This is a genomic window from Spongiibacter pelagi (genome assembly GCF_014705705.1).
Classification (GTDB): Bacteria; Pseudomonadota; Gammaproteobacteria; order Pseudomonadales; family Spongiibacteraceae; genus Spongiibacter; species Spongiibacter pelagi.
Genome location: NZ_JACXLD010000009.1, coordinates 14,081 through 27,602, shown reverse-complemented (window position 1 = coordinate 27,602; position 13,522 = coordinate 14,081). Strand labels below are relative to the sequence as shown.

General features: G+C 52.4%; 13 protein-coding genes. 7 read left to right on the top strand and 6 right to left on the bottom strand.

The window, feature by feature from the left end; translation table 11 throughout:
* Positions 1–21: 21 nt before the first annotated feature.
* Both pip and typA read right to left on the bottom strand, forming a co-directional pair.
* Positions 22–999, bottom strand: a complete 978-nt coding sequence (gene pip, locus IB286_RS13330) for a prolyl aminopeptidase (RefSeq protein ID WP_190766394.1) — start codon at positions 997–999, stop codon at positions 22–24.
* 97 nt (positions 1,000–1,096) lie between these two features.
* Complete coding sequence (gene typA / locus IB286_RS13325) at positions 1,097–2,911, bottom strand: translational GTPase TypA (protein WP_190766392.1); 1,815 nt, start codon at positions 2,909–2,911, stop codon at positions 1,097–1,099.
* Between the two features lie 276 nt (positions 2,912–3,187).
* On the opposite strand from typA, the gene IB286_RS13320 reads away from it, so the two are divergent.
* Both IB286_RS13320 and IB286_RS13315 read left to right on the top strand, forming a co-directional pair.
* Positions 3,188–4,519, top strand: coding sequence for a sodium-dependent transporter (locus IB286_RS13320; RefSeq protein ID WP_190766390.1), 1,332 nt, complete (start codon positions 3,188–3,190; stop codon positions 4,517–4,519).
* Between the two features lie 63 nt (positions 4,520–4,582).
* The gene (locus IB286_RS13315) at positions 4,583–5,041 is read left to right on the top strand and encodes a hypothetical protein (protein WP_190766388.1); all 459 of its coding nucleotides are present in this window, start codon (positions 4,583–4,585) and stop codon (positions 5,039–5,041) included.
* A gap of 18 nt (positions 5,042–5,059) precedes the next feature.
* Here IB286_RS13315 and IB286_RS13310 read toward each other — a convergent pair whose 3' ends face one another.
* Positions 5,060–5,473, bottom strand: a complete 414-nt coding sequence (locus IB286_RS13310; RefSeq protein ID WP_223826402.1) for a DUF4870 family protein — start codon at positions 5,471–5,473, stop codon at positions 5,060–5,062.
* Positions 5,474–5,572: 99 nt separating this feature from the next.
* Positions 5,573–7,027: a tRNA uracil 4-sulfurtransferase ThiI gene (gene thiI, locus IB286_RS13305; RefSeq protein ID WP_190766386.1), complete on the bottom strand. Its 1,455-nt coding sequence runs from the start codon at positions 7,025–7,027 to the stop codon at positions 5,573–5,575.
* Between the two features lie 344 nt (positions 7,028–7,371).
* Here thiI and glnA point away from each other — a divergent pair, with 344 nt between their 5' ends.
* The 5 genes from glnA to IB286_RS13280 all read left to right on the top strand — a co-directional run bounded on the left by glnA (position 7,372) and on the right by IB286_RS13280 (position 12,464).
* Positions 7,372–8,778 (top strand): glutamate--ammonia ligase, encoded by a 1,407-nt coding sequence (glnA, locus tag IB286_RS13300; protein WP_190766384.1) that lies wholly within the window; start codon positions 7,372–7,374, stop codon positions 8,776–8,778.
* A gap of 378 nt (positions 8,779–9,156) precedes the next feature.
* Positions 9,157–10,233, top strand: a complete 1,077-nt coding sequence (gene glnL / locus IB286_RS13295) for a nitrogen regulation protein NR(II) (protein ID WP_190766382.1) — start codon at positions 9,157–9,159, stop codon at positions 10,231–10,233.
* Positions 10,230–11,651, top strand: coding sequence for a nitrogen regulation protein NR(I) (gene ntrC, locus IB286_RS13290; protein ID WP_190766380.1), 1,422 nt, complete (start codon positions 10,230–10,232; stop codon positions 11,649–11,651). The genes glnL and ntrC overlap by 4 nt, the downstream gene beginning before the upstream one ends.
* Positions 11,652–11,800: 149 nt before the next feature.
* Entirely contained in the window at positions 11,801–12,085 is a 285-nt protein-coding gene (locus IB286_RS13285) for an ADP-ribosyl-(dinitrogen reductase) hydrolase (RefSeq protein ID WP_190766378.1), read from the top strand.
* A 25-nt stretch (positions 12,086–12,110) separates the two neighbouring features.
* A complete protein-coding gene (locus IB286_RS13280; protein ID WP_190766376.1) occupies positions 12,111–12,464 on the top strand; it encodes a hypothetical protein in 354 nt (117 codons plus the stop codon).
* 21 nt (positions 12,465–12,485) lie between these two features.
* Here the strand turns inward: IB286_RS13280 and IB286_RS13275 are convergent, their stop codons facing one another.
* Positions 12,486–12,947, bottom strand: coding sequence for a tRNA (cytidine(34)-2'-O)-methyltransferase (locus IB286_RS13275; protein ID WP_190766374.1), 462 nt, complete (start codon positions 12,945–12,947; stop codon positions 12,486–12,488).
* A 31-nt stretch (positions 12,948–12,978) separates the two neighbouring features.
* Complete coding sequence (gene secB / locus IB286_RS13270; RefSeq protein ID WP_190766372.1) at positions 12,979–13,479, bottom strand: protein-export chaperone SecB; 501 nt, start codon at positions 13,477–13,479, stop codon at positions 12,979–12,981.
* Positions 13,480–13,522: the final 43 nt, after the last annotated feature.

Here is a 13,522-nt window from a genome sequence, read left to right as displayed (position 1 = left end):
GCAGTAATGAATCAGTGATTACTAGGCGTCGTCTTCGGAGTAACCATCTCCTAACAAATCCGCCATTTCGTTGCTAGCCTTAACCAACGCATCCGCATTACTGGGCTCAAACGCCGAATGCCCTGCATCCCGAATAATATGCAGTTCTGAAGCTGGCCATAGCCGATGCAGTGCCAGCGCATTCTCCAGCGGGCACACCATGTCGTAGCGGCCGTGCACGATAATGCCGGGAATCTCCGCAATGACATTCATATTTTTGAGCAATTGATTAGGCGCTAAAAACGAGTCATTCACAAAATAGTGATTTTCAATATGAGCCATGGCCACGGCAAAGTGAGCCTCGGCCATATTCTCTTCTAAATCGTGATTGGGGCGCAGGGTCGAGCAGCGCGCCTCCCACAGACACCAGGCTTTGGCCGCCGCCATACTGGCGAGTTCATTACCGCCGTGGAGCACTCGGTGGTAGGCCTGAACATAATCTTCGTCCTCGGCCAATTCCACTTCATCGGCAAAATCCTGCCAATAGTCGGGGAAAATTTTATTGGCGCCGGCGGCGTTATAGAACCAATCAATTTCCTTTTGCCGGCAGAGAAAGATGCCCCGCAAAATTAAACCCATCACTTTTTCCGGGTGGCTTTGCGCGTAGGCCAAACTCAGGGTCGAACCCCAGGAACCACCAAACAGCACCCAGCGATCAACATTCAGATGTTTGCGAATGGCCTCCATATCGGAAACCAGTGCTTGCGTGGTGTTTTCAGTTAAACACGCGTGCGGCTCAGAATGTCCGCAACCGCGCTGGTCAAACAGAATAATGCGGTAGCGCTGGGGGTTAAAAAAACAGCGTGCTTTGGGAGAACAACCGCCACCGGGGCCACCGTGAACAAATAGCACCGGAATACCATCCGGGTTGCCCGATTCTTCAACATACAGAACATGCGGAGCCGTCACCGGTAAGCGATGGGTTTGGTAGGGCTTTATATCGGGAAAGAGTGAAATCATAGCGCCGTCCTATTCAACCTACTCAGTGTAGCTCAGGAGCGCGCCAAACGCCGCACCCGCCACAGAATTGGGCGAGTGCGACATTGGGGAGGCTAACTTATTTTGAGGCGCGTTTGCGCTCGTTTTCAGTCAGCAATTTTTTGCGCAGGCGGATGCTCTTTGGCGTAACTTCAACCAGTTCATCATCCTCAATAAATTCCAGTGCCTGCTCAAGGGTGTGGCGAATCGGCGGGGTCAGCGTTAGCGCATCATCCGTGCCCGAGGCCCGAACGTTGGTCAGCTGCTTGGCCTTAGTCGGGTTGACCACTAGGTCATTGGAGCGCGAGTGAATACCCACGATTTGACCTTCGTAAATCTCTTCGGCATGTCCCAAGAACAGCCGACCGCGATCCTGCAAATTGAACAGACCGTAAGCGAGGGTTTTACCCTTCACCATGGAAACCAAAACGCCATTAATGCGGCCAGCCATTTCACCGCCTTTCACTTCGCCATAGTGGTCAAACACGGTGGTCATGATGCCGCTACCTGAAGTGAGGGTCAGGAATTGACCACGGAAGCCGATCAAACCACGAGCTGGCGCCATAAACTCCAGTTTTACGCGGCCTTTGCCATCGGGTTCCATATTGGTCAGCTCAGCTTTACGCAGGCCGAGTTCTTCCATGACCGAGCCTTGATGCTGCTCTTCAATATCAATCACGACTTGTTCATAGGGCTCCATAACTACCCCATCAACAACTTTTTGAACTACTTCTGGGCGAGATACGCCCATCTCGAAACCTTCACGACGCATGGTTTCGATCAATACCGACAGGTGCAATTCACCGCGACCAGATACTTTGAATTTATCCGGGCTATCGCCCTGCTCAACACGCAGCGCCACATTGTGGATCAATTCTTGATCCAAACGCTCGCGGATATTTCTCGAGGTTACAAACTTGCCTTCCAAACCGGCAAACGGTGAATCGTTTACTTGGAAGGTCATGCTGACTGTTGGCTCGTCTACGCTCAGCGGCTTCAGCGCTTCCGGTTTTTCGGGCGAGCAGATAGTGTCAGAAATATTCAGGCCATCAATACCGGTGATACACACAATATCACCCGCCTGCGCACGCTCGACTTCAACACGCTCAAGACCGTGGTAACCCATTACCGTCAGTACGCGGCCTTTACGGGTTTTGCCTTCGCGATCCACCACCACAACTTGCTCATTGGTTTTCATGCTGCCGCGCGAAATACGACCAACACCGATAACGCCCACATAGCTGTTGTAGTCCAGCGCAGAAATTTGCATTTGCAGTGGGCCGTCGACATCCACTTCTGGCACCGGCACTTTATTGATGATCATTTCAAACAGCGGGGTCATGTCTTCCGCCAGATCATCCGCTTCCATACCGGCAACGCCGTTTAGGGCAGAGGCGTAAACAATGGGGAAGTCGAGCTGCTCATCGGTCGCACCAAGGCGATCGAACAGATCAAACACCTGATCAATAACCCAGTCTGGACGCGCACCGGGGCGGTCAACTTTATTGACCACCACAATAGGTTTTAGGCCGCGCTCAAACGCCTTTTGAGTTACAAAGCGGGTTTGCGGCATGGGGCCATCGACCGCATCAACCAATAGCAGTACTGAGTCCACCATCGACAGTACCCGCTCTACTTCACCACCGAAGTCAGCGTGCCCTGGGGTGTCCACAATGTTAATACGGTAGTCATTCCAGCGAATCGCGGTGTTCTTGGCGAGAATGGTAATGCCACGCTCTTTTTCCTGATCGTTGGAGTCCATGATCCGCTCGGTGCCTTCGGTACGGCGGTCAAGGGTACCGGACTGACTGAGCAGCTTATCCACGAGGGTGGTTTTGCCATGGTCAACGTGAGCAATGATGGCGACATTGCGTAAATCTGTGATACTGGACATTGGGGGAATCGCTCTTCGCGTTTGAGGGTCGGTATGGGGCGGTTTGCGAGCCCGCAAATCTGTTCGCAAACTCCCGCCGGCTCGGCGCGCGCGATTATAGCGGCTTTTTCCGGACAGGGCATCCGCCACCGCCCGAAAACCCATTATTTACTCAACTCGGGGCAATTCTGGGCAGTTTTTGCTGCCTCAATCTCATCTTTCGCGCTGGAATTTGGGCCTCTTCCATATTCCCGCTACAATTCTGAGCAATATCACAAAACGATCGGAACATTCCCTATGGCAAGCAGCACCGACAACACCTCGGTTACTTGGAAATCCCGCTGGACCTTTATTTTGGCGGCAACCGGGTCGGCGGTCGGTCTCGGCAATATTTGGAAGTTTCCCTACATTACCGGCGAATACGGTGGTGGCGCTTTTGTACTGGTCTACCTCGCCTGCATTTTGCTGATCGGCATTCCGGTGATGATTGCTGAAGTCATGGCGGGCCGCGCAGGGCGCGCCGATCCAGCCCACAGTATGAAAAAGCTAGCACTGGAATCGAATCACCCACCTTACTGGGTGCTTGTCGGTCTGATCGGCATGATGGCCGGCCTGATGATTATGATGTTCTACAGTGTGGTCGCTGGCTGGGCGCTGGAATATGTCTCGCAAAGTATTACCGGCCAATATGCCCAGCAAACTCCCGAAGAAATCGAAGCCAGCTTTTCCGCGCTGCTGGCCAGTGAACCCCGCCAATTAGTGTGGCACACCTTGTTCAGCATTATGACCGGCCTCGTGGTCGCCGCCGGGGTCACCAAGGGCATTGGCCGCACGGTAGATGTTCTAATGCCCCTGCTGTTTATCTGTATTTTGCTATTAATTGCTTACAGCTTCTTTGAGGGCGACTTTAGCGCCGGCTTTCATTTTATGTTCGATGCCGACTTTAGCCGTCTCAGTGGCGAAGCGGTTCTGGTGGCTATGGGCCACGCCTTTTTTACGTTGAGCCTCGGCATGGGCGCCATCATGGCTTACGGCGCTTACTTTCCCGGCAATGCCTCTATCGGCAAAACCGTACTCGCCATTGCCGGTATGGATACCTTGATTGCGCTAATGGCGGGCCTCGCCATGTTCCCATTGGTATTTGCCAATGACCTCACTCCCGGCCAAGGCCCCGGCCTGATGTTTGTTACTCTGCCAATTGCCTTCTCCAATCTCCCCGGCGGCGTGGTTGTAGGGGGGATTTTCTTCTTTTTGGTTAGCGTTGCTGCGTTGAGCTCATCAATTTCATTGATTGAACCCGGCGTGGCGGGACTGGAAAAAATGGGCCTGCCCCGCCGCACTTCAACCCTGCTGCTGGTGATTATTGCTTGGATTGGCGGCATTGCCTCTATTCAAAATGGCGCCGTATTTGATGCCCTAGATTACATCACCGCCAATATCATGCTGCCGCTAGGTGGACTGCTCATTGCTGTTTTTGTCGGCTGGGTTATTCCCAAGCCTCGCGTACTCACCGAAACCGGCATGAGCGACGGCCTTGCCTATCGCGCTTGGTACTTTAGCCTGCGCTTTATTGCTCCGCTTGGAATAGTGGTGGTGTTTCTAAACAGCTTGGGCCTGTTTAAAGGCTAGAATCAAAAGCTATTTGCCTTTATGTTTGTGCAGCCGTGACTTTAGTGAATACAGGAAAATCCCTTGCGCAATACCACTCTTCGCCTTTTTGTTCTCGCCAGCCTGATTCTTTTTGGCATGTTGTATTACTACAGCGGGCAAGTAGAAAAACACTACGCCGAGAATTCCTCAAAATATTTGAATAATGCGCTGAGCAGCATTTCAGACTGGCAGGCTTCTAGTCTGCGCGAGCAACTCAGCCGCGACACGCAATCGACCGTCAGCGATGCGCAGCTTGAAAAACTCACCCAGCACTACGCCCACTTCGGCAAATTTGTCAGCATGGAAGAGCCGGTGCTTTCACGCGTGAGCGCCGCCTTATCGGTGTTTGCCGACAAACCGAGATTGGGCTACAGCAGCCGTGTGAAATTTGAAAAGGGCAGCGCAATTATGACGGCTACGCTGACCATAGAAGATGAGCGCTTCAAGTTTTATAACTTGAGTTTTGGGCCAGTAGAAAACGAAGTAAAGCCCTCTGAATAACGAGAGGGCTTGTTAAGTTTAGGCGGAGTAGCTGCGGTCAGAAGTCAGGTTGGCCAAGCCTTTAACTAGGCGATAAATCACCCAAATTCCAGCAATGATTAAGATTGGCAAGCCGACAAAAAATGCCAAGGTGAGAACACCGACCGTCGTCCAAAATATTCCCCACCAGAAGGTGGAGATAATATTTGAATAGTGATCTTCAAAGCGCGAGCCACGGGCGTCGCTCTTTTTGACTATCGCCCAAATACCACCGGCAAACCACGTGATAACGGTAAATAAACCCAGCGCCATAAGAACGTAAGCGACCAGCGCATTTGATTTTGCTTGAGCGTCTAGATCGCTCAAGCCCGCCACAAACTGCGATGGCGCATCTTCTTGAGCAGCCGACTCCGCAACCTCGGCGCCAGCATCAGAAAAGTCTGCTTCAGACATGTGATTCCCCTTCCTTAGTAAATTCAATCCATTGAACCCAGCATCCTGCCGGGCTTAATTGTTATCGCACGCTGACTTTAGAAATGCAAACACCGCAACTTAGCTGGGCCGATACACTTTGACATTCTTAATGCCCTGCTCAACAAGGTGCGAAGCGTGTAAGCGGCTCATCACCCCTTTCTCACAATAGAGTAGATAGGTCACCGAGGCGTCCAAATCAGCAAAGCGGCGATGCAACTCATAGAACGGCACACACTGCACTTTGGCATTGGGCAACTTCAAGGGCCGATTTTCAATTTCATCGGGATGGCGCACATCGAGAATAACCGCATCGGGCAGCGGGATCGGCGTCACCTCAACCTCTATTGCGGTTATCTCTTCCTCCGCCAGTTGATCAATATTGGTGTACACCGCCGTTTCGATTGCGCGATCCAGTACCGCAAAATCAAAATTTTCTTCCTGCGCGGCAATACGCTCAGGACGAGCGCGAGTGGTCGGCTTCACCGAAATCACCCCGCAATACTCCGGCATATTGGCGGCAAACTCTTCGGTGCCAATTTTCGCTGCTGTCGAGATAATGTCCTGCTTATCGCTAGTAATCAGCGGTCGCAGCACCAGCGTCTCAGTCACACTGTCGATCACGGACAGATTTTGCAGGGTCTGGCTAGACACCTGCGCCACACTCTCACCCGTTACCAAGGCCGGCGCTTCCAACTTGGCGGCAACCTGAGAAGCCGCACGCAACATCATCCGCTTGAGGATCACCCCCATCTGGGAGTTCTCTACATTTTTCAAAATCTCCGCCACCACATCCTCAAAGGGCACGGTGATAAATTGCACACGATGTGAAGCGCCAAAGCGCATCCACAAATACAGCGCCACCTCTTTCACACCCACTTCGTGCTCGCGGCCACCCAAATTGAAAAAGCAAAAATGGGTGCGCATGCCCCGACGCATACTCATATAAGTAGAAACGGTGGAGTCAAAACCACCTGAGATTAAACTCACCGCCGAATCAATACTGCCAATCGGGAAGCCACCCAAACCCTCATAACGGCGGCGCACCATCAGCAATTTGTCCTCTCGCACCTCAAGTCGAATCACCACTTCGGGCTTGGTTAGATCTACCCCAGCCGCATCGGTATTTTGATTCAGCCCACCACCGACATAACGCTCGACTTCGCCAGAATTAAACTCGTGCTGACCACTGCGCTTACAACGCACGGCAAAGCGCTTACCGCTCAAACTTGCCCCCAGCTCGGCCTGGGTTTGCTCATAAATATTGTGCAGATCGGTAAACGGACTCTCGACCACCTCGAGAAAATGCGCGATGCCGGGAGTACGGCTCATGATTCCCACCAGCTCGGCCAATTCGCCGGGCGCGGTCACCGCCGTATTGACTGTAATCCGATCCCATTCACGAGTGACGACAATATCCGGATCTACGCTTTTCAGAAGCTTGCGCAGATTGTCTGCCAACTGCCGGGTAAAATTCTTTCTTACCGGCCGGCTCTTGACGATGATTTCGGGAAACAGCTTGATGATGTATTGCATGGCACTATCGCTAAGACTAAAAGCCGGGCATTATACCCGCTCCGCTCCCGCGATTAGAGGGAATGGTCAGAAAACCGGATTTTCCTAAAAGCGCCTAAACGCACAAAAAAAGGGCGTTATTTTTCATAAAGCACCATTTTGGGTCGTTTTATTTTCGGGTCGCACAATTTTCAGGCATAAGCCGCGATTTGCGCCCCAAAATTGTGGCACCAATATTGCTTTTAGGTGAACCAAATGTTCGTGTTGTGTGCCACTATGCGGCGAAGCAGTGCAAACATATAATCGCCAAACCTTCGGCAACTGCCGAGGACTACAAAAAAGACTCTCTATTGGAGGATGTTTAAATGTCAGAGATTACTCTGAAGTTGATTGCCGACAACGACGTGCGCTGGGCTGACCTGCGCTTTACCGACACTAAAGGTAAAGAACAACACGTAACTATGCCTGTGGGCGAAATTGACGCCAGCTTCTTTGAAGACGGCAAAATGTTTGATGGTTCTTCCATCGCAGGCTGGAAAGGCATTAACGAATCAGACATGATTCTCATGCCAGACGACACTGCCTCTGTACTGGATCCCTTCACCGACGAGCCTACCGTAATCATCCGCTGCGGTATCGTTGAGCCTTCAACCATGCAAGGCTACAACCGCGACCCACGCTCTATCGCTCAGCGCGCTGAAGACTACATGCGCTCTACCGGTATTGCTGACAACGCCCTGTTTGGCCCAGAGCCCGAATTCTTCATTTTCGACGACGTAAAATGGAAAGTGGCAATGGAAGGCGCAAGCTACTCTATCGGTTCTGACGAAGCAGCTTGGGTTTCTGGCAACAACTTCGAAGAAGGCAACATTGGTCACCGCCCCGGCGTTAAAGGTGGTTACTTCCCCGTACCACCAGTCGACAGCCTGCACGACCTGCGTGGCGCAATGTGTAACGCCATGACCGACATGGGCCTGGAAGTGGAAGTTCACCACCACGAAGTAGGTACTGCTGGTCAGTGTGAAATCGGTGTTGGCCCTAACACTGCTGTTAAGAAAGCTGACGAAGTACAGATCCTGAAGTACTGCGTACACAACGTTGCTCACGCTTACGGCAAAACCGCAACCTTCATGCCTAAGCCTGTTGTTGGTGACAACGGTAGCGGTATGCACGTTCACCAGTCTCTGAGCAAAGACGGCGTTAACCTGTTTACCGGCGACGTTTACGGCGGCCTGTCTGAAACTGCCCTGTACTACATCGGCGGCATCATCAAGCACGCTCGCGCGATCAACGCCTTCACCAACGCTTCTACCAACTCTTACAAGCGTCTGGTTCCCGGCTTTGAAGCTCCTGTAATGCTGGCTTACTCTGCACGTAACCGTTCAGCGTCTATCCGCATTCCTTTCATCTCTAACCCGAAAGCGCGCCGCATCGAAGTTCGCTTCCCAGACCCATCTGCCAACCCATACTTGGCTTTCGCCTGTATGCTGATGGCTGGCCTGGACGGCATCAAGAACAAGATTCACCCCGGCGATGCAGCGGACAAAGACTTGTACGATCTGGAGCCAGAAGAAGCAGCAGAAATCCCAACTGTTGCCTCTAGCCTGGAAATGGCTCTGCAAGCTCTGGACGCAGACCGTGAGTTCCTGACTGCTGGCGGCGTATTCGACGACGACATGATCGACGCTTACATCGCGCTGAAAAAGCAAGAGATCGAGCGCCTGAACATGACTACTCACCCTGTTGAGTTCGACATGTACTACAGCGTGTAAGGCTTAGGCCAAACACCAAGAGCCCGCTTCGGCGGGCTTTTTTTTGCCCCAAATTTAGCTCTCAATTTCTTTATGCACTATTTTTGTGCGCACCGCGCTATACTCGAGCATAGCGCACCAAAAACGGCGGGAGATCCAAGAAATTGCAGCGCACCAGACTGTGGCCAAGAGCCAAAACGCCCGCTTTTTCGCCTTTCTTCTGCCCCAAGTTAATTCATTTATCTGGCTCGAAACTTGCTAAGTTTTATCACACTGACGCGCAGGACTGGCCGGAAACACCCATTCAGAGGCATTTACTCCTCTCGAATCGCAAATACCACCCAGCTCGCGCACCCAAACAATGCACTGATAACGCGACACTTAATCGGCTAAACAATAATGACTGGCTCTGATCAGCACCACCGGATACTCGACAATCTTAAAACCGCAATATTGCTGGTTGAGTCCAACCTGACAGTCAGTTACATCAACCCCGCCGCCGAGTCATTACTGCAGGTTTCCGATCAACGCATTCACCGCGAAGCTATTACCAAGTTATTTCACGAACAAGATGACTCGCTGGTCAAACTGCTCGACGCCATTAATAACCGCGAAGCCTATACCAAGCGCGAAACGGTACTCACCCTGCACTCGGGCCGAGAAATCACGGTAGATTACGCAGTAACACCAGTATTGGATAAAGGCAAAACCTCGCTGATTATTGAATTGCAGCCACTGGATCGCTTATTGCGTATCAGCCGCGAGGAAGGCCTGCTCAGCTCGCAACAAAGCAGCCAAGCGCTGATTCGCGGCATTGCCCACGAGGTAAAAAACCCCCTCGGCGGACTGCGTGGCGCGGCACAATTATTAGCCCGCGAGCTGGATGACGAACGCCTGCATGACTACACCAATATTATTATTGAAGAAGCCGACCGACTGCGGAATCTGGTCGACACCATGCTCGGCCCCAACAAAGCCCCTGAAAGAAATCGCCTGAATATTCACGAAGTGCTTGAGCGGGTACGGCAATTAATTGAAGTAGAAGCCGGCGATGAGATTGTTATCCAACGCGATTACGATCCATCCATCCCCGACATTATCGGCGACAAACAACAATTGATTCAGGCCACCCTGAATATTATGCGCAACGCCCTGCAAGCTCTGCGGCAATCGCCGCCGGCGGACGATAATCCGCGCATCATCATCCGCACTCGCAGCTTGCGCCAAATTACCATTGGCACGCATCGGCACCGCCTGGTTTGCCAAGTCGATATTATCGACAACGGCCCCGGCATCCCCGAAGACATTAAAGACGCCATATTCCTTCCCATGATTAGCGGCCGAGCAGATGGCTCAGGACTCGGGCTCTCCATCGCCCAGTCCGTTCTAAGCCACCACCAAGGCCTGATCGAATGCCACAGCGAGCCCGGCAACACCACCTTCTCGCTGTTTATCCCCTTGGAGCTTACAAAATGACTCAGGCAAACTCCGTCTGGATAGCGGACGACGACCGATCGATTCGCTGGGTGCTTGAAAAAGCCCTGAATCAAGCGGGCATTGTGACGCGCTGCTTTGAAAACGGCGACGCCCTGCTGGCGCAACTCGATGGCGACGCCCCCGAAGCCATTATCAGCGACATCCGCATGCCCGGCATCGACGGCTTAAAACTGCTGTCCCGCATCAATGAAATTCAACCCGGCCTGCCGGTGATCATCACCACCGCCCACTCAGATTTAGACAGCGCCGTTGCCTCTTACCAAGGCGGCGCGTTTGAATATTTGCCCAAGCCTTTCGATGTTGATGAAGCGGTCGCCACCACTCAGCGCGCCCTGCAGCACGCTCAGAAAAACCGCAACCTGATGCCGGAAGAACCGGAGCTGGAAACCACCGAAATTATCGGTGAGGCCCCAGCCATGCAGGAAGTGTTTCGCGCAATCGGTCGTCTTTCCCAATCCAATATCACCGTACTGATCAACGGCGAATCTGGCACCGGTAAAGAGCTGGTAGCGCAGGCGCTACACCGCCACAGCCCCCGCGCCAGCAAGCCATTTATCGCCCTGAATATGGCCGCCATTCCCAAGGACTTAATGGAATCCGAACTGTTCGGTCATGAAAAAGGCGCCTTTACCGGCGCCACCGCCCAGCGCCGCGGCCGCTTCGAACAAGCCAATGGCGGCACTCTGTTTCTCGATGAAATTGGCGACATGCCAGCGGAAACGCAAACCCGCTTACTGCGCGTATTGGCCGACGGCGAATTCTACCGCGTGGGCGGCCACACCCCGGTTAAAGTCGACGTGCGGATCATTGCCGCCACCCACCAAAACCTTGAAAAACTGGTGCAGAACAACAGCTTCCGGGAAGACTTATTCCACCGCCTCAACGTCATTCGTATTCACTTACCGAAGCTGGCAGAGCGCCGAGAAGACATTCCCAAACTGATGCAACATTTCTTCTCTCGCGCCGGCGCAGAATTAAATGTAGAACCCAAGCGCCTACGCCCCGACACCGAAGAATACCTAAGCCAACTGGACTGGCCCGGCAACGTTCGCCAACTGGAAAACACCTGCCGCTGGCTCACCGTTATGGCCTCGGGTCGGGAAATTCATATCAACGACCTGCCGCCAGAACTGCTCGAACAGCCCGCAGGCGAAACCCCATCCGGCGGCAGCTGGCAAGACAATCTGCGCCGCTGGGCCGATCAAGAACTGATGCTCGGCAAAGACAAACTGCTGGATCGCGCGGTACCGCAATTCGAACGCATCATGATCGAAGCCGCCCTCAAATACACCCACGGCCGCCGCCGCGACGCCTCAAATCTGCTGGGCTGGGGGCGCAACACCCTCACCCGCAAGATCAAAGAACTGGGTATGGGCGATGATGATGGCGAGGATTAATCCTCGCCAGACACAGTCAATGTATATACAAATATATTCAATAAAATTAACATTCCACTGCAGTTTTCTTGATAAAACCCCACCAATAGCCTAATCTCCCCGCCGAATACGGATTATTCGTATATACAAAAAAGGCAAGGAGAAGCCTAATGGCATTGGTGATCTCAACAAAGATCATGGCAAAGCTTAAGGACAAGCACTGCGTCACCAAAACCGAAGTTCTACAGTGTTTTTCCAATATTAACGGCGAGTTTTTGATTGATTCCAGAGAGGAACATCAAACCGACCCACCCAGCCAATGGTTTATTGCCGAGACCGATCAAGGCCGAAAACTTAAAGTCGTTTTTGTTTTTAAAGACGGTGACTTTTTCCTCAAAACCGCCTACCCGGCGAACAGCACCGAGATCAGTATTTATAAAAACAAAGCACAGTAACGGCTTACACCCTGAGGGAAATACAATGACGAACACAAAGAAAATTGCCGGCACAACAGAAAATTGGGAATCACGCATCCTTGGCGCTGACGAAAAATACGCCAAACCCAGCACGGATAAATCAGCTAAAAAAGCTCTGAATGACAGCTTAGGCATGCAGATGATCAGCATCCGCTTTCAGAAAAGCCTGCTGGAAGAACTCAAGATGATTGCCGACATTAACGGCATAGGTTATCAGCCGCTTATCAAGCAGGTGTTGCAGCGCTTTGTCGATGCGGAGAAAAAAGATCTACTACGCAAGAAAGCGGCTGACGCAAGAGGCGAAGATCTAAGTACTCGCAACGGCAACGACGAACCACCCCAAAGCGCAGCGGGGTAAACGCCCAGCACTAAGCGATACTCACCCAACAAATCCCTGCTGCCGCCACGCCTCATAGCTCACCAGCGCAACCGCATTCGACAAATTCATACTGCGCGCCCCCGGCATCATCGGGATGCGCAGGCAGTGATCCACCCCAAGTGACTCACGAATTTCCGCCGGCAATCCCGCCGTTTCTGAGCCAAACAACAGCACATCTCCAGCCTGATAACTCACATCGCTGTAACTGCGAGTCCCTTTGGTGGTTAAGGCAAAAATGCGAGCTCCCTCGGGCAACGCTGCTAAAAAGGCATCGTAATTAGGATGGATCGTCACCCGCGCCATATCGCTATAATCCAAACCAGCGCGACGCAATTTTTTCTCTTCCAGATCAAAACCCAGCGGTTCAATCAGGTGCAGATGACAGCCATTATTTGCCACTAACCGAATAATGTTTCCGGTATTGGGCGCAATACATGGCTCATGAAGGGCAATATGAAACAAGGAATAATGGGGGCGAGCGCCCCCGCCTTAATTAATGCGTGGTGGCTGCAGCCTGCTTGGCTGCTTCTTGCTGCGCCTGACGGTACAGGCCTTCGAAGTTGACCGGCTGCAGTGCCAGAGCGGGGAAACCACCCTTCACAACCAACGCATCCACGGCTTCGCGAATATAAGGGAACAACATATTGGGACAGGCAATGCCCAGCAGTTGGCGCAGTTGCTCGCCCTCAACACCATCAATCAGGAACAGACCGCCCTGCTGAATTTCGACCAGAAACGCCGTCTCTTCCTGATCTTCCAGTTTAGCGGTGATGGTTACAGTGAGCGTCACCTCAAAATTTTTCTCAGCAACAGGCTGGCTGCGAGTATTCAGGTCGACTTGAATTTTTGGCTTCCACGCCTTGGTGAACACCACAGGACTGGCGGGCGATTCAAAGGAAGCGTCTTTAATATAGATACGCTGCAGGGCAAACGTCGCCGCTGGTTTTTCTTGCGCTGCGGCGCCTTGTTCTTGATCGCTGTTTTGCTCAGCCATGGTTACTCTCCGTAATAGTCGATATTTGTTTTAACGGGCTGGA